This window comes from Qipengyuania sp. BR81-2 (assembly GCF_055693895.1).
Window position 1 is genome coordinate 693,464 of sequence record NZ_CM146344.1, and the last position, 21,460, is coordinate 714,923.

Sequence of the window (21,460 nt, forward strand, 5' to 3'; positions counted from 1 at the left end):
CGTGCGGATCATGCTCGTCGACGATTCGCTGACGGTGCGCACGGTTTTCTCGCGCATGCTGCAGCGCGAGGGCAATATGCAGATCGTGGCAAGTGCGGGCACGGCGGAAGTCGGTCTGCGCGAACTGCGCAAGCATACGGCTGACGTCGTCTTGCTCGACCTGGAGATGCCCGGGATGGGCGGTCTCGAGGCCTTGCCAAAGATCCTCGCCGCCTCGCCTGCAACAAAGGTCCTGGTGATCTCGTCGCTGACGGCGGAAGGCGCGGAACACACTGTCGAAGCGCTTCGCATGGGCGCGGCTGACACCATGCTGAAGCCGCAGCCGGGCGGCTTCAACGATGAGTATCGCGAGCAGCTGATCGGCAAGATCCGCGCGCTCGCCGGCCTTGCGCCGCACGAACTGCCGAAGGGCTCGGCCCCGCATCCGACGAAGCGCAGTGCGGGCAAACGCCCGCAGGTCCTCGCGATCGGCGCCTCGACCGGAGGCATCCACGCCCTGAACCTTTTCCTGCGGCAGGTACCAAAGAACTTCGATCTTCCGATCCTGATCACCCAGCACCTTCCCGCCAGCTTCATCCCCGTGTTCGCCCAACAGATGACGCTGGCTTCGGGCCGCAAGGCGGTGCTCGCCGACGAGGACGTCGAAATCGAGCGCGGCCAGATCGTGATCGCGCCGGGCCATGGCCACATGGTCGTTCGCAAGCGCGCCGGTCGTTTCCTGACCGGCCTTGCCTACCATCCGGTCAAGAGCGGCTGCATGCCCTCGGTTGATCCGATGTTCGACACCGTAGCTGAAGCCTTCGACGGACACGTGGCAGGCATCCTGCTGTCCGGCATGGGCCGCGACGGCACCGAGGGGGCGGATTCGATCATCGGTGCAGGCGGATCGATCTACGCACAGAACGCAGACAGCTGCGCCGTATGGGGCATGCCGCGCGACGTAACCGAGCGAGGTCTGGCGACGGCGGTTCTGCCGCCCGCCGAACTCGCAGACAAAGTATTGGCCAGCGCGGGAGCAGACGCATGGCGCTAGAAGACGCATCACATCAGATTATTGCCGACTTGCTGGAATCGCGCACCGGCCAGTCTCTCGGCGAGAGCCGCCGCTGGCGCATTTCGAGCGCACTTTCGGGTCTCTTCCGCGAATTCGGTATCGACAATGTCGACCAGCTCGCCTGCTTGCTAGAGCGGCCGGGCGAACACCGCCTTGCCACCCGTGTGGTCGAGGCGCTGCTCAACAACGAGACCTATTTCTTTCGCGACCACGCCTATTTCGCGACGCTCGCAAATACCGTGCTGCCGGAATTGCAGCGCAAGCGCGCGGACAAGAAGAAGATCACCATCTGGTCGGCGGGCTGCTCGACCGGGCAGGAGGTCCTGAGCCTCGCGATGACCTTCGCCGAGCAGCCGGGCCGCTGGCAGGACTGGACCATCGAAATCCTCGGCACCGACGTTTCGGGCAAAGCCGTCGAACAGGCGCGCAGCGGGGTCTATTCCCAGTTCGAAATCCAGCGCGGCATCTCGGTCGCGCAGATGCTGAATTTCTTCACCGAAACGCCCAAGGGCTGGAAGGTGGTCGAGCGCGTGCAGAAGATGACGCGTTTCGAGCAGCAGAACATTCTCGATTTCCCGCCGACGCCTGGGAAATTCGATCTCGTGCTCTGCCGCAATGTCCTTCTCTATTTCGATCCGGACACGCGCCGCCAGGCGTTCGAGCGTCTTGCCAGCGCCACCGCGAGTGACGGCATGCTGATGCTTGGCGCAGGCGAGACCGTGGTCGGACAGACCGACCGCTTCGAACCCGCTTCCTGCGGCTCGGCAATGTATGTGCATAAGGCCGCAAACAGCGTCGCATCGGCCTTGGGTGGAGCAGTTTCCAAAGTGGCGTAGGAATTCAGTTCCACGGGTATCGTAACAAGGTCGCAAACCCGCAGAAAACTTTGCCTTCTATGGTAAAATTTCGGTTTACCGTTCCTTAGCGAATGCCCGTTAGCGAGTAGTTTGTCGGCCAGTGCCGGCCATCAGGGGGTGTTCGTGCGAGTTGAGAATGAACTGACACACAGGGGAACGCGGTTGGTGATTTTCGCGCCGCTCGCAGCCCTTGCCGGCATCGTTCTCGCCACGGCCGTCCTTGGCTTGCTTGGGCCGTCCAGCGGGTTCGTCTCGCTAGAGGCCGTGCTTGCCGGCGGACTGGTCGCCTTCGGTGCCAGCATTGCCGGGTTCGCCATCATCGGCCTGCGCCACCTGCGCAAGCTCGAGAGCCTTTCCAATAGCGATGGCCTGACCGGCCTCCCGAACCGCAAGGCACTGCACCGCGACATCCAGCAAGCGATCGCAAGCGACCTCGAAGTCGCCATCGCACTCGTCGATCTCGACGGCTTCAAAGCCGTCAACGATCACTACGGACACCTCGTTGGCGACAAGGCCATCAGGATGGTCGCGAAGATCGTCCCCGACGTCTGCGGCGACGAAGCAAGCATCTATCGTCTCAATGGCGACGAGTTCGCCATCGTAATGACCGGCCAGCTGTCCGGCACGCTGCTTGAGGGGCAGTGCCGCCGGCTGATCGACCGGATGGGCAAGACTATCAAGGTCGAGGAACGTCGCCTGACGCTCGGTGCAAGTGTCGGCCTGTCGCGCCGCAATCCGGGCGACGGCATCGATTCTGCCGAGATGCTGCGCCGCGCAGACGTGGCGATGAACGCGTCGAAAAGAGGCGGCAAGATGCGCTGCACTTGGTTCAACGAGGCTTTCGATCGCAGCCGTGAACAATTGAAGGATCTCGAAGACGATCTGCGCGCCGCCCTTTCGCGTGACGAATTCCGAGTTCATTACCAACCGCTGGTCGACGCCGAGACCCGACAGATCACGACTGTCGAATGTCTCCTGCGCTGGGAACGGCCGGACGGAAAAGAGGTCGGGCCCGCCGTCTTCATCCCGGTCGCCGAGGAATCGGGGCTCATTAATCCGATCGGTCTTTGGGTCCTGCGCCAGGCATGCTGCGATGCGCTCGAATGGGAAGACATCACTCTGTCGGTCAATATCTCGGCCGCGCAACTGCGCAATCCCGAATTCCCTATCCAGCTCGGACACATTCTCGAGGAAACCGGTCTCGACCCGGAACGCCTCGAGCTGGAGATTACCGAAACCTGCCTCGTGCTCGACCCCGTGGTCGCCGAGCGCAGCCTCGACCTTATCCGCGGCTTCGGCGTGCGGGTCGCGCTCGATGATTTCGGAACCGGCTATGCCTCGATCGGCTTCCTGCGCCAGTTCCGCTTCGAAAAGCTCAAGATCGATCGCAGTCTCGTCGCCCAGGCGCACGAGGACGACGGAAGCCGCGCCATAATGGTGTCCAGCATCACGCTTGCGCGCGCCATGAACATGGACGTCACCGCAGAGGGCGTCGAAACAGAAGAACAGGCGGCAATGGTCCGCGCAGCCGGATGCGACCAGGTCCAGGGATGGCTCTATTTCAAGGCCATGCCGGCGGAGGAAATCGTCCAGCACCTCAACAAACCAGTGGACCGGAGCGAAAGCGCCATCCGGCCAGACAAGGGAACGAAAGTAGCATGAACGCGCTGTCCGGAGCATTTGGCGGATCGCAGGCCGACACATTTCAGGAAGACTTCGCCTCGCACGAGGTCAACTGGTCGGAAACCGAAGAGAGCAGCGTCGATCATCGGCGCGGCGTGCTCGGCATGTTTGCCGACCTGCCGATCGCCAAGAAGCTGAACGCCCTTTCGACCGCAAATATCGCGGCAGTGCTGTTTATCCTCGGCTCGATCCTCGTCGGTGGCTGGCTGGCACTCGAGCTACGTTCGGAACGCATGGCGATTTCTCAGGCTATCGCCGTAGCCTCGGAACTCAAGGTCAATGCAGCAGACGGCGTCGTCGAGACCCAGTTCTATGCCCTCAGTGGAGAACGCGAGGCTCTCGAGGCCGGGAGCGAAGCGAACAAGCGTGCGCGCCGCAATCTCAACGAGCTCGAGACCACGGTGAGCGAGCTGCTTCCCAGCGAGATGGGCATGATCCGCGAACTGCGTACCCAGCTCAATATTTTCGAGGAAGACATCCAGAAAGCGGCGCGCGCTACCGATGGCGAGCAGCTCCGCGATATCGCAATGCAAGCGGTGGTCGACGGTCAGGCCTTCGATACAGTCGCAACAGAGCTGCGCGATGCGCTCATCGCCCACGGCGAATCCAGCGACGCTGCATCCGAGACGGTCATCACCTGGCTGTTCGTGGCCTTCTTCACCGTCGCCGGTCTCGGCATTGCCCTTATTCTTGGCACCACGCGCATCATCTCACGCGATGTCACCCGGACGGTCGGACGCCTGACCGAAGTTTCGACGCAGCTCGCCGAAGGCAATAAGCACGTCCACATTCCGGCGCTGACAAGGCGCGACGAGCTCGGCGACCTCGCCCGTTCGCTGGACATCTTCCGCGAATCCGCGTTCCGCATCGAGGAATTTGCCAACGAGCGCGAAGCCATGCGCAGCGAGCGCCGGGCTGAGCTTGAAAAGCTCGCGACCACTTTCGAAGCGACGGTCGGCGAAGTCGTCAACGGCGTTGCCGCGGCCTCGAGCCAGCTCAACACTACCGCTTCGAGTATGGCCAGCACTGCCGAACAGGCGACGCAGCAGACCGGCGCGGTCAGCCAGTCGATGGAAGCCGCCTCGGGCGGCGTCACCGCGGCAGCGGCGGCCTCTGACGAGTTCGCCATGTCGATCGGCGAAATCAGCCGCCAGGCATCGCATTCGGCAGAGCTGGCGCGCAAGGCAGCAGATGATGCGGAAGGCGCTGACGAGACCATTTCCACCCTCGCCGCTTCGGCGGACCAGGTCGGCCAGATTGTCGAGCTGATCCAGTCGATCGCACAGCGAACCAACCTGCTCGCGCTCAATGCCTCGATCGAGGCCGCACGCGGCGGTGAAGCAGGCCGCGGCTTTGCCGTGGTGGCAAGCGAGGTGAAGGAACTCGCCGCGCAGACCAGCCGCGCGACCGAAGAGGTCGCCGAGCAGATCCGCAACATGCAGAACTCGACCGGTGCCAGCGTCAACGCGCTGCGTTCGATCGGCGAGCAGATCAAACAGCTCGAATCCACCGCGATCTCGATCGCCAGCGCAGTCGACCAGCAGTCGGTAGCCGGACAGGACCTAGCACGCAGCATCGACCTCGCCGCGCGCTCGACCGACGAGGTCGAGGTGAATATCGTCCAGGTACGCGAAGCGAGCTTGGCTACCGGGGCAGCTGCCAGCCAGGTGCTCGGCAGCGCCAATGCGCTGGAATCGCAGGCTTCTGTCCTGCGCAGCCAGGTCAATCAGTTCCTGCAAAAGGTCCGGGCTGCATAACGAAGTGTTTACCATGGCTTGCTAGCCTCCCAATCACTTGGGGGAGCAGCAAAATATGAATGCCCACACGGAGTTTTCGACCGAAGAACTGACTCGCGAAATCGCGCAGGTCGAGCTGGCAAGCAAGGCAGGTGAAGAGTCAAATTCGGCCATCTACAAGTGGTTTATGAGCAAGTCGCTCACGGCCAAGGCCAAGATTGCGTCGCTCTATTCGCTCGGTGGATTGACCGTGGTCGCGATTGCGGGATTGGTCGGTCTTTCCGACCCGTCATACGCCAACACGGCATGGTGGGTGATGATCGGCGTGCTTGCGATCTGCCTCGCCGGTGGTCTCTACAGCCTCGTCTTCCTGATCCGGCACGTGATCGAACCCTTCGAACGCATCAGCGCGCAGATGACCACGCTCGCGCAAGGCGGCCGCGAGATCGAGATCCAGGACACACATCGCGGTGACGAGATCGGCGATCTCGCCCGTTCCCTGGAAGTTTTCGCCAAGTCCGGTCACAAGCTCGACGAGCTCTTCGCCGGTCGCAAGGAAAGCGCCGAACAGCGCAAGCGCGAACTGGTGCAATTCGCGGAAGGTTTCGAGAGCACTATCGGCGAAATCGCCGGAAGCGTCGCCAGTGCATCTAGCCAGCTCAACACCACCGCGTCAGGCATGGCGGCAGCGGCTGAACAGTCCGCCTCGCAGGCTCACGACGTCACCGGAGCCATGGAAAAGGCCAGTGGCGGTGTGACCGCTGCTGCTGCCGCGTCCGACGAGTTCGCCATGTCGATCGGCGAGATCAGTCGACAAGCCTCGCATTCGGCAGAGCTTGCCCGAAAGGCAGCAGGCGATGCGGAGAACGCGGACGAAACGATCTCGACGCTAACTGCCTCGGCGGACCAGGTCGGCCAGATCGTCGAATTGATCCAGTCGATCGCACAGCGTACCAACCTGCTCGCGCTCAACGCCTCTATCGAGGCCGCGCGTGGCGGCGAGGCAGGTCGCGGCTTTGCCGTGGTCGCCAGCGAGGTGAAGGAACTGGCCGCACAGACAAGCCGCGCGACCGAGGAAGTCGCCGACCAGATCCGGAACATGCAGAACTCGACGGGCGCTAGCGTCAACGCGCTGCGTTCGATCGGCGAACAGATCAAGCAGCTCGAGACGACTGCAATCTCGATCGCCAGCGCGGTCGACCAGCAGTCGGTCGCCGGACAGGATCTTGCCCGCAGCATCGACCTTGCCGCGCGCGGGACCGACGAGGTTTCGGGCCACCTCGGCCAGATGAAGGATGCCAGCATGGCCGCCGGTGCAGCCGCGACGCAGGTGCTTTCCTCTTCGAAGGATCTCGAGCGTCAGGCAAACGCCATGCGCAAGGAATGCGAACAGCTCGTCGCGCGTATCCGCTCCGCTTAGTTACAGCGATTACCCCAAGAAAAAGGGCGACCGGGAATTCCCCCAGCCGCCCTTTTCTTTTGGTCCCTAACGGATCAGCCAAGTGTCATTCCCACCAATAAGGAAGGCGCCGGTCGTCGCCCGTCGAGACCTCGTTCATGGTTCGCGCGTCGTAGAGACGCCCGCCGATCATCACCTGCGCGATATCGTCCGAATTGCGAATGTCGTCGGCGGGATCGGCAGTCAGGATCACGAGGTCGGCAAGCTTGCCCACCTTGAGGCTGCCTACGTCACGCTCCATGCCGAGCGACTTTGCCGGTTCGATCGTGCCTGCGCGAAGGGCTTGCACCGGGCTCATCCCGCCGCGGGCGAAGCTCCACAGCTCCCAGTGCGCGGCGATACCCGGCTGCTGGCCGTGGGCGCCAATGCTGACCTTCACTCCGCGTTCGGCGAGCTTCTTGGCTTCGCGCGCAGCGTTGTCGTCCACGAAGGCCCAGTCGGGCGCCTTGGTCCGGCGCGCGGTCGATGCGAGCAGCATCTTGGGCGGTGTGTGGACGAGCAGCGGATTGTCGAACACGTCGGTCGCCTGGCGCCAGTAGGGGTCGCCGGCAAGGCCGCCGTAGGTCACCGTAAGGGTCGGCGTGTAGTTCGTGTCCGAGCCGGCAAACATCTGCAGCACGTCTTCGTACATCACATCGACCGGGATGTTGTGCTCCACGGTCGAATTGCCGTCGGCGATGAGGTTGATGTCCATGCCGAAGAGCGATCCGCCCTCTGCCACGACGAGCATGTTCTCCTCGCGCGCGGCGGCCACGACCTGCTGGCGCTGCTCGCGCCGGGGCTGATTGTAGTTCTTCACGCTGATGCCACCCTGCGCCTTGATCCGGCGAACATGGGCAAGTGCATCCTCGTAGCTGTCGATCCGGGCATAGACGCTCGGCGCTTTCGCACCGTAGATAATCTCGCCGGTCGAGAAGATGCGCGGTCCAAGCAGGCTGCCGGCCTGCTGACGCTCTGCCGCAGCGAAGATCATGCTCGCCGAAGACGAGGGATCATGGATCGTCGTCACGCCCATCGCGAGGTCCTGAACCAGCGACCAATTCTGCTGCGGGATGAGATCGCCCGTGCCCTGCGCGCCGTGCGCGTGCGCATCGACGAGGCCGGGAATGATCGTCCGACCCCCTGCATCCACCGTCACGGCCCCGGAAGGCACCTGCACACTCGAAGCGGGACCAATCGCGGCGATCCGGTCGCCCTCGATCACGATAACGCCGTTCTCGATCGTGCCCGCACCTTCGCCTGCCATTGTGTGGATACGCGCGCCGGTGATCGCCACGGTTCCGCTCGCCTTGTCGGCACGGATGGTGCGCGCAAGCGAAGTGCCAGTGTCGGGCGGCGAGAACTTGGGCGCATCGTCTCCGGGCAGCGCCGGCGTCAGCGCCGAAGTACTGGCGCGGTAGAGCACCGGGCCCATGGACCAGTGCAATGTCGAGCCATTGTCCGCCCAGCCGATATAGTCCGCCCCGCCCGTGCTGACCTTGGTCACCGGAAGCGAGCTTGCCTTCTCTCCGACAGTGACCGTCTGGCCGCCGGGAAGCAGCGGCATGGCGAAGACTTCATAGTTCTGGCGGAACGCGACGTAGTCGCCACGTGGGCTCACGCGGAAGTCGTTCGCGAGATCGCCCTGCGCGTGCACGCGGCGCTTCTCACCGTCGAGATCGGCCGAGATCAGCTGAAGATTACCGCCCGAGCGCGCGAACATGAAAACGCGATCATTCTCGGCACCGAATTGCGGCGTCGAGGTGTCGCGCGCGATCATGCGCGGCGTGCCGCCGCTGGCCGCAACGGCGTAAACACCGCGGTTTTCGGAAAACTCGGGTGCGGTCAGGTAGCCGCCGCCACGCTTCTCGAACACGATAGTGTCGCCATCGGGCGAGAACTGGGGCACCGCATAGTGACCCTGCTGGCTCGTCACCACGCGCTCGCCGCGTCCACGGCGATCCACGGTGACGATCTTGCCCAGCCCTTCATCGGTCCAGCGCACGAAGGCGATGCGCTGCCCGTCGCGCGACCATGCAGGCCAGAGCTCGAGTGCATCCCCGCCACCGGAGATGAGGCGCTCCGGCGCGGCATCGCTGCCGACCGGCTTGGTATAAAGCTTGCCGAGGCTTTCGAAGACCACCGTGCGCCCATCGGGCGATACGCTGGCAAAGCGCGGGATCTTCGCGGTGAAGCTCTCGGGGGCAACATCTATCACCGGATGCGGCGCTTCGGCTACCATGCGCGTGTCGTTGATCTGAAACGGGATCACTTCCGCGCCCGAGCCGTCGGCTGCTACCCTGCGCAGCTTGCCGCCAGCCCAGACGACCATGCTGCGGCCATCGGGCATCCAGTCCATCATCGGGTAGACCCCGTAGACCGCCCAGGTTTCCTGCAGGTCGAGATCGAGCGCATCGTAGATCATGCGCTCGCGGCCCGTGGAAAGATCCTTCACCCAGAGCTGCGAGGTATCCTTGTCGCGCCGGACGAATGCGATGCTCTTGCCGTCGGGCGAAGGCGTGGGGCGAACCGCGCCGCCATATCCGCCGACCGCCGTGGTCACTTCTCCTGTGTCGATGTCGTAACGCTCGATATTGAAGATGCCGGCATTCGAGTCTTGGGCGTATTCGAAGATCGGGCCGGAAGTGACATTGCGGGTGTAATAGATTGCGTTGCCATCGGGAGCGTAGATCGGCTCGCCCAGTTCCTTCTGGACCGCTTCGCTGGCGCGCTTGACCAGCTGCACGCCGCCGCCGCCGGAGACATGGTAGAGCCAAATCTCGCCTGTGCCCGCGCTGCGCTGCGTGGTGAAGTGCTTCTTGGCGACGATGTAGCGCCCGTCGGGCGACCAGCTGGGCTGATTCAGTAGGCGAAAGTTCTCCTTGGTAACCTGACGCTTGTCCGAGCCGTCGAGGTTCATCAGCCAGATATTGTCGCCGCCCCCACGGTCCGAAATGAAGGCGATCTTGCTGCCGTCGGGCGAGAAGCGCGGCTGGATTTCCCATGCCAGGCCATCGGCGATCCGCGTCGGCGTGCCTCCGGAGATCGGCATGGTGTAGATGTCACCCAGCATCGAGAAAGCCAGCATCTGCCCGTCGGGCGAGACGTCGACATCCATCCAGGTGCCTTCGTCGGTATTGATCGCCACTTCGCGCATGACCGAGCCGCGCGGCGCTGTGACATCCCAGCCCTCGTCCTTGTCCTCGGTGCCCGGAATCGGGATCGTGGCCGGTGCGGCATCGACCTGCTCGCCGCTGCCCTCGGGCGGCAATTCGTCCTGCGAGGCATCGACTTCCTGCTCTTCCACCGGGTTGGGGCTCGGTTCGGGCTCCTCGCTTTGGGCGTGGGCGGTAGTTGCGCACAGGACGAGCGCAAGCGCGGATGCGATGCTGGATTTCATTCTGGTTCTCTCCCCAAGAGGCAGCAGCCTCAAATCAGGGGCAGAGGCTTAGACGCGCGGGGACGCGATTGGCAAACCGGCTTTCGACGAACGGCTTCTCAGCGGGCGCTGGCGCGTTCGACCAGCCGCACGGGCACGCGGCGTTCGGCCTGCTCTTCCCTCGGAGCGAGCGCCGTCTCGATCAGCAGGCGCCCGGCCTCGGCGAAATCGGGTTCAACCGTCGTGAGCGGCGGGTTGCTGAATTCCCCTGAGCCAAGCCCGTCGAAACCGACCACGCCCACCTCGCCCGGCACCGAAACACCGCGCGAGGCAAGCTCCTCGAGCGCGCCCAGCGCCATGGCATCGCAGGCGAAGAAGAGTCCGTCGAAATTGGCACCGCTGTCGCACAGCTGGCCCACGGCATTGCGGCCTTGTGTCACCCGGTCTTCCCCCTTCGCGGTCGCCGGATCGCGCGCTTGGAGGCCTGCGGCCCCCATTGCCGCCTGATAACCCTCGTATCGTTCGCGGAACTGCTTTTGCGAGGAATTGGGATCGCCGACGAAAAGGATTTCCTTCGCCCCGCCCTCGACCAGCCGGTCGACCGCGACCTTGCCGCCGGCAAAATTGTCCGAGCGCACCCAGACCGCGTCATCGAAGGGCGAGCCCCAGAAAGCGATCGCGTCGCTGCTTGAGGCGACTTCGCGGAAATAGTCCCAAGCGGGGCGGTTTGTGGCAGTGCCGATGACCACGACGCCATCGGCCTGTCGCCGTCCGACATAGTGGCCGAAAAGCTCGTCCTCTTTCGCCTGGAAAGAGACCAACGCCTCGTACCCGCGTTCCGCGGCGGCCGCGCAGGTGCTGCCCAGCAGGCTATAATAGAAGGGATTGATCGCGGCGGGACCCTGCCCCTCGCGTCCGATCACAACGATGGCGATCGTACCGGTTTCGCCCTTGCGAAGGCCGGCGGCGCGCATGTTGACGTGATATCCAAGCTCCGCGGCCGCCTGCTCCACCCGGCGGCGCGTCGCCTCCGTAATCGTCTCCGATCCCGACAGTGCCCGGCTGACGGTCGACTGGCTGACACCTGCCCGCTCGGCGACGTCGATCGACGTGACCCGGTGCGGCCGGCTGCTCCCCTCTTTGCTCATGGCATCTCCTCTGTCCGCACGCCCTAGCCGAGAGATTCTGCGAAAGCGAGTGCCTGCGATGCTTGCAGCATGGCCGAACTCGTGGAAAGTAGCCCGGGTGGATGCCGGGGGATTGAGCTAATGCTGCGTCATGGGCCGCAAGACGGCATGGCCACGCGATGAGCGATTGCGTCGTCTCGACCGGACCGCGCCCGCTCGTCTCGCCCGCGCCCGTCCGCTTTGTGCACAACGACCGTTTCGGCGCTGCCGAGGCGATCGCCTCCGACGATTTCGATGCGCTCCTGACGGACCGGCCAGACATCCTCGCCTCCTTTTCAGAGAACGGCGACCTGTGCTGGACCGTCCAGACGTGGTGCCGTCTGCGCGATGCCGGTTTCGGCGGGATTGAGATCGCGACCGAACCTGCCAAGGGCCGGGTCAACCTCGCCAAAGCCAAGACGCTTACCCGCGGCGGGCCGAGGCTGGGCATGTTCCAAGTGTCGATCCAGGCAGATTACCCCCGCGTGCTCTGGGCGCAGTTCCATATCCAGCAGAATGCCGACCAGCTGTGCGACGACGCCGCCTTCCAGTATCTCTGGCCGCAGGCGGGGATCATTCCCCGCGACCCGTCGCGTGACAGGGTCGAGAAGGTTGCTTTTCTCGGCAATGTGTCGGGCAATCTCGCAGCCGGCGCGGACGAATGGACCCGGCTCTTCGCCGAGCGCGGCCTCGAATTCGTAGCCCGCGAGCCAGACCGCTGGCACGATTTCTCTGATATCGACATCGCCATCGGCATCCGCAGTTTCGGCCACGCCCGCCAGTCGCGCAAACCCGCCAACAAGATGATCAACGCGTGGATCGGCCGTGTTCCCTTCATCGGTGGCTCCGACAGTGCATTCGCGCAGGCCGGCACGGCAGGCATCGACCACCTACTCGCAACCACGAAGGACGAGGTGCTCGCACAGGTCGATCGGCTTGCGAACGAGAGCGATCTCTACAGCGCGATCGTCGAGGCTGGCAGCCAGAAGGCGCTCGAATTCACGCCGGAGCGCCTCGTCGAGCAATGGACGGCATTGCTCGAGGGGCCGGTCGCAGCACGCTATCGCCAGTGGGCCGCACATCCTGTCCGCGAGAACAACCGCCTGCGCGCATTGGGTGTGGCTCAATCCGGCGTCGAGCTGGCTAAATCGGTCGGGCGCAAGGTCCTGCGACGGGGCTACGAGGCGTGAGCGACCGCCGCAGGATAATGCGCGGCGTCGCGGCGAACCTCGCATCCATCGCGACACGCATCGCGGTGCAGTTTGCAACGCTGCCGATATTCTTTGCGGCATGGGATGCCGAACGCATCGGCACCTGGCTGATCATCTTCTCTGTCCCCGCCTATATCGCACTGGTCGGCAATGCCTTTGCAGGAGCCGGCGGCACGGCAGCGCTTGCCGCGGCCCGGGAAGGCGCGATGGAACGCGCACGGAGCGATTTCCGCGCGTCATGGACAATCTCGGCAGGGTCGACCGCTTTGCTTGCGCTGCTCTTTGCCGGAAGCGCGATGTTCCTTGCGCCCTCACTGCTCGATCGGGGCGGCGCAGTGGACATAATGGACGCGGCCCAGGCGGCCGCATGGCTTGCCCTCTACATCTTCGCGACGAGCCAGATGGCGGTCTTCGACATCCCGTTCCGCGTCGCCGGCCGGTATCCGGACCATATCTTCCTCTACAATGCCGCCAGCCTTGTAGAGATCGTGGTGATCGCCGCCTCCGTGACATTCTCGGAAAGCCTCGCGGTCCTGGCGATGGCATTGGCTCTGACGCGCTGTGTTGCGGCCGCGGTCATCTTTCTCTCCGCGCGCAAGGCCGCCCCGGAAATCTTCGCAGGCGAGCGCGAGGGCCAAGGCCAGAGCATGGCCAGCCTGTGGCGTCCCTCGCTCGCTTTCATGCTGGTGCCGCTGGTCTTCGGCCTCAATTTGCAGGGTTATCTCTTGCTGGTCGGCGCAGCTTTCGGAGCCGTCATGCTGGCCAGCTTCGTGGCGACACGCACGCTGACGCGCCTGCTCGATCTCTTCACCAACCTCACTTACGCGATGCAGTTCTACGAGAGCGGCTATCTCGAAGGCGAGAAGCGGGAAATCCAGCGACGGATGCTGGCTACGATGACCCTCGTGACTCTCGCCGTGTGCCTCGGCTTCTCGCTCGTCCTCCTTGCCACAGGTGCATGGCTGCAGGGTCTCTACACCCTGGGCCAGACCTATTTCGATCCGGTCACGGCAGTGATCCTGCTGTTCGCTGCGAGCCTCAGGTCCTTGTCCGCCGCGCCGGTTGCGGTGCTCGCGGCAGGCAATTCGCACGCCCGCGTGATGGCGATCTATCTCGCGGGCTCCGCCCTCGCCCTGTTCGTGGCGGTGCTCCTTTCCTTTGCAGGTGCGCCCTTGCCGCTGCTCGTGCTGCCATTGGTCGTGGCAGAGGCCAGCCAGCTCGTCCCAGCCACGCGGCAGGCGCTCGAACGGCTCGAATGGCAGCTGCCCGAGTTCCTCGCCCAGACCTTCGCGAAAGAGAGATTGCTGGACATCCGGCAACTCCTGACGACGCTGCGCGGAAAGCAATGATGCTGTCCCTCATTCGGCCGAGCCGCTAAGGCAGCCGGCACCGTGTACGATTTCCTGCTCATCGTTTCCCTGGTCGTATTCGCCGCAACGGTGATCGCATACCTGCGCCATCCGGCTGCATCGCTCGCGCATCCGGCGAGCTTCTATCTCCTGTTTCACGGCTTCGTCTTCGTGTTTCGGCCCTTCGTGGCGCGGTTTTACGAGTTCGACTTCGTCTACCGCCTGTATGATTTCCAACCTTCGATGGACGACAAGATCACGGTGATCCTCGGGGCGAACCTCGCCATGCTGGTATTCGTGGCGATGACACTCTGGATCGGTGCGCGTCCGACAGAGCCCGTACCGCGCCAACAGGCCGACCGCATGCGCACAAAGCTTTTCTGGCCGATCGTCGTATCCGTCGGGCTCTTCACGCCGCTCGCGCTCTACTCGCAGCTCGGCAGCTGGATCAGCCGCTCCAACCATTTCGAGACCATGGTGCGCGATGCCGCGACAGGGAACATGGTCAATATCCAGGGCAACGGGTGGTTCACCGATTCCGCACTCATGATGGCGCCCATGGCCGTCATGATGGTCTGGCTCTCGCGCTATCGCTGGTGGGGCTGGGCCTATTTTGCCGGTTTCGCCTTTCTCCAGGCAGGCACGGGCACCCGCCACGCGATCATCTTCGCCATTGCAGCCGTTGCCATCTGCTGGCTACTTGAAAGAGAACGCAAGTGGTTCGACTGGCGTGCTGTCGTCCTCGCCCTTGTGGCGGCTGTGGCATTCAACCAGATCGTGGTGGACCGTGGCGGTGCGGTGCGATCGCTCGTCGTCGAGGACATGGGGCCGGACTATATCGACGAGCAGTCGCTCGATCCGCTCGAACACATGGATTTCGCCAGCCTCGAGTACTTCGAATACATCGTCTACGCGGTGCCCCAGCGGACCGGGACCTACGACTATTTCGCCCACGTCCTGCAGGTCTTCACCGAGCCGGTTCCCCGTGTATTGTGGGAAGACAAACCGGTGGGATCGCCGGTCAAGATGTTCTCCTTGTGGGACTATGGCCGCCCGGTGGGCATGACCGCCTCTATGCCCGGCATCGGCTGGATGAGCCTCGGCTACCCCGGCATCATCATACAATCGGCGATCTTCGCGCTTATCTTCGGCTGGCTCTACCGCTACCTGCTCGTATCGCACGCCAGCGCGCTCGCCCGGCTGGCCTATTCTCTCGCGATTGCCATGACGGTGCTGGGCTTTCGAGATGGAACGCTGCTCACCCTCCTCAGGACGCTTCCCTTCTATTTCGGCCCCCTCGTGGTCGCGCTCCTGCTCGCGCGATTCGCATTCGGCCCTTATTCGCGCGCGGCGATCGTTCCGCAGGCCGATACTGCCAGGAATTTCCTGGAACAGACCCCTGCCGAACGCAGGAAAGCGCTGGCCGCACGCTCGCTCGACGGGCCTGCCCGCCGGGTCAATTAAGTTGCACTAGACAACTTACACTTCCCTCTCGTGCGGCCTTGGGTTAGTCTGTGCGCATGGGAGAGAGACCGACAAGCAACCGCGCCACCGATTTCGACGTGCTGATCGTGGGTGCCGGCATATCCGGCATTGGCATGGCAGCGCATATGAGAGAGAAGGCGCCGCAGCACACATTCGCCATCGTCGAGCGCCGCGAAAACCTCGGCGGGACCTGGGACTTGTTCCGCTATCCCGGCATCCGCTCTGACAGCGACATGCATACCCTTGGTTTCGATTTCGAACCGTGGAAGCACGAAAAATCCATCGCCGACGGTCCGGCGATTCTCGAATATCTCGACCAGATCGTCGACGAACGCGACATCCGCCGTCACATCCGTTTCGGCCACAAGGTGTTATCGGCGGACTGGCGGGAGGCCGACGCACGCTGGCACGTGACGCTCGAAACCGACGACGGCGAGCGCAAGATGCTTACCGCAAACTGGCTCTATCTCGGCTCTGGCTATTACGACTACGACGAGCCCTATGACCCAGGCTTCGAGTTCGGCGAGTTCGACGGTCAGGTCATCCACCCGCAATTCTGGCCCAAGGATCTCGACTACGCCGGCAAGAACGTGGTCGTGATTGGCTCCGGTGCGACCGCAGTGACTATCGTTCCGTCGATGGCCGACAAGGCCGGCAAGGTCACCATGCTCCAGCGCACGCCGACATGGATGTTCTCGCGCCCGGCAAAGGATGGCTTTGCCAATTTCCTGCGCAAGATCCTGCCCGAGAAGCTCGCCTACCGGATCACGCGCTTCAAGAACATTCGCCTGCAGGACATCGGCTTCAAGCGTGCGCGCACCAAGCCGGAAAAGGTGAAGCAGTTCCTGCACAAGAAGATCACCAAGATCATGGGCAAGGACTACGATCTAACGCCCTTCACCCCGCCTTACGATCCGTGGGATCAGCGGCTCTGTCTTGTGCCCGACGACGACCTGTTCGAAGCGCTGAAAAGCGGCAAGGCCGATGTCGTCACCGGCCATATCAAGGCATTCGAGAAGGGCGGCGTGCGGCTTGCGGACGACACCTTCCTGCCCGCCGATATCGTCGTTACCGCGACCGGCCTCAAGCTGGCGGTGGCCGGCAAGATCCAGCTTACGCAGGAAGGCCAACCGGTCGATCTGGCGCAGCGCTTCTACTACAAGGGCTGCATGTTCTCGAACCTGCCCAACCTTGCGGTGGTGTTCGGTTATCTCAATGCCAGCTGGACCCTGCGCGCGGATATCAATTCCGACTATGTCTGCCGCGTTCTCAACGAGATGCGCGAGTCCGGGACCGACATTGCCGTCCCCGTGCTTCCCGAGAACCACGGGCTCGAGGAAGACGATATCTTCGATTTCTCGTCGGGCTACATCCAGCGGGCCAAGCACATCATGCCGAAGAACGCGATCGAGTATCCCTGGCGGCTCAACCAGGAATACGTGCTCGATCGCAAGCGCATGAAGACCGATCCGGTGGACGATGGCATCCTTGCCCTGCGTCGCAAGGGAGCCAATGCGCGCGGAGCCGACGAGGAACTCGAAGCAGCAGAGTAGCTTTCCGCTGCCAGCCGCAGTACCAAGCCTCCCATGACCGATCGCATCTTTACCGCAGGGCTCGTCGTGATCGGCGACGAGATCCTCTCCGGCCGCACTCACGACAAGAATATCGCGCAAGTCGCCAGCTGGCTGCAGGTGCAAGGCATCCGCCTTGCCGAGGTGCGCGTGGTGCCCGACGTGATCGAGCGGATCGTCGAGGCGGTCAATGCGCTACGCGAAGCGAACGACTACCTCTTCACCACCGGCGGGATTGGCCCGACGCATGACGACATTACCGTCGATGCCGTGGCCGAAGCGCTGGGCGTCGATGTCATCATCCACCCGCAGGCACGCGCCACGCTCGAACGCTACTATGCCGACAAGGGCGGACTGAACGAGGGCCGACTGCGCATGGCGCGCGTGCCCGATGGCGCAGAGCTCATTCCCAATCGCATGTCGGGTGCGCCCGGCATCCGCATCGGCAATATCCACCTGATGGCGGGTGTCCCGCACATTACAGCCGGAATGCTCGACGCGCTCACCGGCTCGCTGGAAGGCGGTGCACCATTAATTTCGGAAACTGTCGGCGGCTTCATTCCCGAAAGCGAGGTCTCGACCATGCTGCGCGAAGTCGAACAGGCACACGAGAACTGCCAGATCGGCAGCTATCCCTTCTTCCGCGAAGGCAAGGTGGGGTCGAATTTCGTCGTACGCTCGACCGACCGGGTTGATCTCGATGCCTGCATGAAGGATCTTTGCGACGGCCTCACGAAGGAAGGCTTCGAATTTACCCACGGGGAATTTGACCTCCGCTTGCGTTGGGCGGCGGCGCGGCTAGCCTTCCCGCACCATGCTGTGGTTGCTCACTCTCGGGCTCATGTTCGCCTGCGCCGCGCTCTACCAGCGCCTGAGGCTGGCCGAGCAGCGGCTCGAGGATCTCGAGAGCAGCCATATGGACATGACCGCGCGCTTCCTCGCGCTGTCGTCGCCGAGGCGATCCGATACGGAAGTAGAGACCGGACAGAGCGAAGAGCAGGCCGAGAGCGCCGAACCTGTCGAGACGGAAGAACCAAGCGTCCGCCTAGTGAGTGCGCTCGACGCGCCGGAAAGCGAAGCTGTCAGCGCGGGTCCCGAGGACATCGCAAAAACTACCGAGACTGCTGCGGTTTCCGAAGAGGTCGAGACCGCGGAAGATCGACCGGCGCGAACGGTCGATTTCGAAGAGATATTCGGCCGCCGGCTGCCGATCTGGGCGGGCGGGATCACGCTCGCGGTCGCGGGCGTCTTTCTCGTTCGCTACTCGATCGAGGCGGGGCTGCTAACGCCATCGGTCAGGGTCATCCTGGCCTTCCTTTTCGGAGTCGGCCTGCTCGGAGGTGCCGAAGCGGCGTACCGTTTCGAGGACCGGGTCGGCGACGATCGTGTCCGCCAAGCGCTGTCCGGTGCTGGCCTCGCGACGCTTTACGCCGGCTTCTACCTTGCGGGCACGCAGTATGGCCTCATCGGCCAGACCTTCGCCTTCCTCGGCCTCGCGTCGGTCACCGCGCTGGCGATCTTCGTTTCCTTCCGCTTCGGATTGCCCAGCGCGATTCTGGGGCTGATCGGCGGCTTCATGGCACCGCTGCTGGTCGGCGGCGAGGATGCGAACCTGCCCGTGCTCGCGCTCTACCTTGCGCTGGTAACCGGCGGCCTGACGCAGACGGGCAATAGGCAGGGTCGGCCCTGGCTGGGCCTTGCAGCGCTGGTCGGCGGCCTTGGCTGGGGCTTCCTGCTGCTGATGGAGGGCGACCTCGGCATGGCGGACGTGGCCGCCATCGGCCTCTATGCGCTCGTCCTCGGCGCGATCCTGCCGACCATGCTGGTCTCCAAGCTTTACGAGAATCCGGCCCGCCTCATCTCGGCAGGCGTAGCGAGTATCCAGCTCGCCATTCTCGTCCAGTCCGCCGGTTTCCAACCGCTGTCCTGGGGCCTCTACATCCTGCTCGGCGCGGCCCTCGCGTATTTCGCATGGAACCGGCCCGAAATGCGCGTCGCCAACGTCATGGCGGGCATCATAGCCGTGGTCCTGCTCGCGCTCTGGCCCGATTTCGGCGCCTTAGAGTTCGGGCTAGTCGCAGCCGCGTTGACCGTGCTCTTCGCAGGCGTTCCACTCTACCATCTCGGGAAGGACCGCTCGAGCCTCGTCGATCCTGCCATGGCTGCCGAGATACCGCTCGCTGTCGGCATCGTGACCCTCGCGCAGTTCGGAAGCCTCGATACCGATGCGGTCCGCGTTGCAGAGGCACTCGCCTGCCTCGTACTCGCCGCCTTCCCGCTCTACACCGCGCGCCTGCTTTGGAACGAGGACCGTCCCCTTGAGACCGTGGCCGCGCTCGCATCTGGCGCCGCGCTGACCTTCTTTGCAGCCCTATGCCTCCTGCCAGACTGGGCGACACCCTTGGCAGCCTCGGCGATCACCCTCGCACTGATTGCGGTGGTGCGAGATCGCATGGGCAAGGGCCGGACCTTCAGCGCGCTAGCCGTGATTGCCTCCGTTCTTGTCACGCTGACCCTGGTGCCGAGCGATGGCGGATTTGCAGAGGTCGAACGCCTCTTCACCGGAGAGGACACACCGGATTTCTTCTCCGCCCTGCGCTGGCTGGCGGGTTTCGCGCCATTCGCAGCTCTGGCGCTCGTCGAACCTCGCAACAACACACGCCGCGGTGCCGAATTCGTCGCTGGCCTGCTCGGCTTCGCGACGCTAGCCCAGCTCCTGCCACCGATCGCACTCGTCTGGGTCGCCGCACTGGGCGTCGTCGCACTTCGCCTGCGCCTGCCGGAGCGGCAGATGGCGATGCTCGCGCTGACCGTCTGCATCGCTCTGTGGGCCCTCACGCCGCTGAGCGTGTGGCTACATGGCGGCGGAGAGGCCTTGGCGGGCAGCCCGATGATGCTGTCCGACCTGCCGAGCCTGCGCGAGACATTCGGTTTCCTCCTGCCTCTGGCGCTGGGGGCGACGATGATGGAGCTATCGGTGCCCGGCGAGCGCAGGCTGGTGTTCTGGCCGGTCGCATTGCCGATCGGGCTGGTCGTGCTGCACGTGGTCTTCAAGCAACTGTTCGCGATCGACAGCATGACCGACTTCCGCGACCTCGGCCTAGCCGAGCGCACTCTCTGGCAGGCGCTGCTGCTGGCCGCAGCATGGGCCTTCGCCAAGGGCACCGCCGGGCGTGAAGGCAACCGCATCGCCGCAGCGGCGCTGGCGGGGCTCGCAGTGCTTCACCTCTTCTGGTTCGGCCTGCTCCTGCACAACCCACTGTTCGACATGCAGGCTGTCGGACCTGCCCCGCTCGCCAACCTTGCCCTGCTGTCCGGAGCCGTCGGTATCGCAGCGCTGCTTTCGCTGAGGCGCTGGCTGCCGGATTACCGGATTGCCATCGACGGGTTCACCATGGCGCTCGCCACGCTGACAGCGATCACGCTGCTGAGGCAAGCCTTCGCCGGATCGATCCTGCCCGAGCTGCCCATGAGCCAGTCCGAGGATTTGCTGCGCTCGCTGGTCGGCATCGTGATGGCGATCGCCTTCCTGCTGATCGGCAGCCGGCTCGGCGAGCGCACCTGGCGGGTCGGCTCGCTCGTGCTGATGACCGCGACCGTGATCAAGGTCTTCATCTTCGATACCGCCGGTCTCGAAGGCCTGATCCGTATCGCCAGCTTCGTGGCCCTGGGTGCGAGCCTGATCGGGATCGGCTGGTTTTATTCGCGGCAATTGAAGGCCGAGCCGTCACCAAAATGAGAAAGGGCCGGAGGTTTCCCCCGGCCCATTTCTGTTGCGCTACCGCTTCGCTGCATGAGCGCGGCGATAGTCTCCTGCTGACGCAGTAGGAAAGAGCTTTATGCTCCCTCCACCTCGCCGAGGTCGACCTTGAGGCCCGGGCCCATCGACGAGGTCAGGGTGACCTTGCGGACGTACTTGCCCTTGGCGCCCGAGGGCTTCGCCTTGACGATCGCGCCAGTCAGCGCTTCGAAGTTCGCCTTGAGGTCTTCATCCTTGAACGACAGCTTGCCGATGCCGGAGTGGATGATGCCCTGCTTTTCGACGCGGAATTCGACCTGGCCGCCCTTGGCGTCCTTCACGGCCTGTTCCACGTTCGGCGTGACGGTGCCGAGCTTCGGGTTCGGCATCAGGCCCTTGGGGCCGAGAACCTTACCGAGACGGCCGACGACACCCATCATGTCGGGGGTCGCGATCACGCGGTCGTAGTCGAGGTTGCCGTTCTGCATGTCTTCCATGAGATCTTCGGCACCGACCTTGTCGGCACCTGCTGCAGTGGCCTTGTCAGCGTTGTCGCCACGAGCGAAGACAGCAACCTTGACGTCCTTGCCGGTGCCGCCCGGAAGCGAAACCATGCCGCGGACCATCTGGTCTGCGTGGCGCGGATCGACGCCGAGGTTCATCGCGACTTCGACGGTCTCGTCGAACTTCGCCTTGTGCTCGCGCAGCGTGGCGATGGCTTCGTCCACGGTGTAGAGCTTCTCGTTGTCGAGCTTGGCGGTAACCTGCTGCTTCTTGGTCTGCTTGGCCATG

Annotated in this window: 13 protein-coding genes and 1 pseudogene; 11 read left to right on the top strand and 3 right to left on the bottom strand. The window is 63.8% G+C overall.

The genetic code is table 11. The annotated features are described in order from the left end of the window. Window positions 1-10: 10 nt before the first annotated feature. The 5 genes from cheB (at window position 11) to ACZ1G8_RS03475 (ending at window position 6,750) form a co-directional block, all read left to right on the top strand. Window positions 11-1,033: a chemotaxis-specific protein-glutamate methyltransferase CheB gene (cheB, locus tag ACZ1G8_RS03455; RefSeq protein WP_472681183.1), complete on the top strand. Its 1,023-nt coding sequence runs from the start codon at window positions 11-13 to the stop codon at window positions 1,031-1,033. After that, entirely contained in the window at window positions 1,024-1,890 is an 867-nt protein-coding gene (locus tag ACZ1G8_RS03460; protein WP_221427750.1) for a CheR family methyltransferase, read from the top strand. Before cheB ends, ACZ1G8_RS03460 begins: the two co-directional genes overlap by 10 nt. Before the next feature lie 186 nt (window positions 1,891-2,076). Then, window positions 2,077-3,573 (top strand): putative bifunctional diguanylate cyclase/phosphodiesterase, encoded by a 1,497-nt coding sequence (locus tag ACZ1G8_RS03465; protein ID WP_472680409.1) that lies wholly within the window; start codon window positions 2,077-2,079, stop codon window positions 3,571-3,573. Beyond that, window positions 3,570-5,351, top strand: coding sequence for a methyl-accepting chemotaxis protein (locus tag ACZ1G8_RS03470; protein ID WP_472680410.1), 1,782 nt, complete (start codon window positions 3,570-3,572; stop codon window positions 5,349-5,351). Before ACZ1G8_RS03465 ends, ACZ1G8_RS03470 begins: the two co-directional genes overlap by 4 nt. Before the next feature lie 55 nt (window positions 5,352-5,406). Then, entirely contained in the window at window positions 5,407-6,750 is a 1,344-nt protein-coding gene (locus ACZ1G8_RS03475; protein WP_472680411.1) for a methyl-accepting chemotaxis protein, read from the top strand. A gap of 85 nt (window positions 6,751-6,835) precedes the next feature. On the opposite strand, the gene ACZ1G8_RS03480 is transcribed toward ACZ1G8_RS03475, so the two are convergent. Both ACZ1G8_RS03480 and ACZ1G8_RS03485 read right to left on the bottom strand, forming a co-directional pair. Further along, the gene (locus tag ACZ1G8_RS03480) at window positions 6,836-10,168 is read right to left on the bottom strand and encodes an amidohydrolase family protein (protein WP_472680412.1); all 3,333 of its coding nucleotides are present in this window, start codon (window positions 10,166-10,168) and stop codon (window positions 6,836-6,838) included. A 98-nt stretch (window positions 10,169-10,266) separates the two neighbouring features. After that, window positions 10,267-11,295, bottom strand: a complete 1,029-nt coding sequence (locus tag ACZ1G8_RS03485; RefSeq protein ID WP_472680413.1) for a LacI family DNA-binding transcriptional regulator — start codon at window positions 11,293-11,295, stop codon at window positions 10,267-10,269. A 158-nt stretch (window positions 11,296-11,453) separates the two neighbouring features. Here ACZ1G8_RS03485 and ACZ1G8_RS03490 point away from each other — a divergent pair, with 158 nt between their 5' ends. The 6 genes and pseudogenes from ACZ1G8_RS03490 (at window position 11,454) to ACZ1G8_RS03515 (ending at window position 20,668) form a co-directional block, all read left to right on the top strand. After that, window positions 11,454-12,503 (top strand): hypothetical protein, encoded by a 1,050-nt coding sequence (locus tag ACZ1G8_RS03490; RefSeq protein ID WP_472680414.1) that lies wholly within the window; start codon window positions 11,454-11,456, stop codon window positions 12,501-12,503. Continuing rightward, window positions 12,500-13,873, top strand: coding sequence for a polysaccharide biosynthesis protein (locus tag ACZ1G8_RS03495; RefSeq protein WP_472680415.1), 1,374 nt, complete (start codon window positions 12,500-12,502; stop codon window positions 13,871-13,873). Before ACZ1G8_RS03490 ends, ACZ1G8_RS03495 begins: the two co-directional genes overlap by 4 nt. 42 nt (window positions 13,874-13,915) lie before the next feature. Further along, complete coding sequence (locus ACZ1G8_RS03500) at window positions 13,916-15,337, top strand: hypothetical protein (RefSeq protein ID WP_472680416.1); 1,422 nt, start codon at window positions 13,916-13,918, stop codon at window positions 15,335-15,337. Between the two features lie 56 nt (window positions 15,338-15,393). Continuing rightward, window positions 15,394-16,911 (top strand): flavin-containing monooxygenase, encoded by a 1,518-nt coding sequence (locus tag ACZ1G8_RS03505; protein WP_472680417.1) that lies wholly within the window; start codon window positions 15,394-15,396, stop codon window positions 16,909-16,911. Between the two features lie 33 nt (window positions 16,912-16,944). Beyond that, a pseudogene (locus ACZ1G8_RS03510) lies at window positions 16,945-17,691 on the top strand (competence/damage-inducible protein A); the annotation flags it as partial. 52 nt (window positions 17,692-17,743) lie between these two features. Next, the gene (locus tag ACZ1G8_RS03515; protein ID WP_472680418.1) at window positions 17,744-20,668 is read left to right on the top strand and encodes a DUF2339 domain-containing protein; all 2,925 of its coding nucleotides are present in this window, start codon (window positions 17,744-17,746) and stop codon (window positions 20,666-20,668) included. Between the two features lie 98 nt (window positions 20,669-20,766). Here ACZ1G8_RS03515 and rplA read toward each other — a convergent pair whose 3' ends face one another. Then, window positions 20,767-21,459, bottom strand: a complete 693-nt coding sequence (gene rplA / locus ACZ1G8_RS03520; RefSeq protein ID WP_472680419.1) for a 50S ribosomal protein L1 — start codon at window positions 21,457-21,459, stop codon at window positions 20,767-20,769. Between the last annotated feature and the right edge of the window lies 1 nt (window position 21,460).

Excerpts from the sequence above, each read along its gene's own strand:
- cheB (WP_472681183.1), top strand. The coding sequence starts at position 11 with ATGCTCGTCGACGATTCGCTGACGGTGCGCACGGTTTTCTCGCGCATG.
- ACZ1G8_RS03460 (WP_221427750.1), top strand. The coding sequence starts at position 1,024 with ATGGCGCTAGAAGACGCATCACATCAGATTATTGCCGACTTGCTGGAA.
- ACZ1G8_RS03470 (WP_472680410.1), top strand. The coding sequence starts at position 3,570 with ATGAACGCGCTGTCCGGAGCATTTGGCGGATCGCAGGCCGACACATTT.
- ACZ1G8_RS03475 (WP_472680411.1), top strand. The coding sequence starts at position 5,407 with ATGAATGCCCACACGGAGTTTTCGACCGAAGAACTGACTCGCGAAATC.
- ACZ1G8_RS03480 (WP_472680412.1), bottom strand. The coding sequence starts at position 10,168 with ATGAAATCCAGCATCGCATCCGCGCTTGCGCTCGTCCTGTGCGCAACT.
- ACZ1G8_RS03485 (WP_472680413.1), bottom strand. The coding sequence starts at position 11,295 with ATGAGCAAAGAGGGGAGCAGCCGGCCGCACCGGGTCACGTCGATCGAC.
- ACZ1G8_RS03490 (WP_472680414.1), top strand. The coding sequence starts at position 11,454 with ATGAGCGATTGCGTCGTCTCGACCGGACCGCGCCCGCTCGTCTCGCCC.
- ACZ1G8_RS03505 (WP_472680417.1), top strand. The coding sequence starts at position 15,394 with ATGGGAGAGAGACCGACAAGCAACCGCGCCACCGATTTCGACGTGCTG.
- ACZ1G8_RS03515 (WP_472680418.1), top strand. The coding sequence starts at position 17,744 with ATGCTGTGGTTGCTCACTCTCGGGCTCATGTTCGCCTGCGCCGCGCTC.
- rplA (WP_472680419.1), bottom strand. The coding sequence starts at position 21,459 with ATGGCCAAGCAGACCAAGAAGCAGCAGGTTACCGCCAAGCTCGACAAC.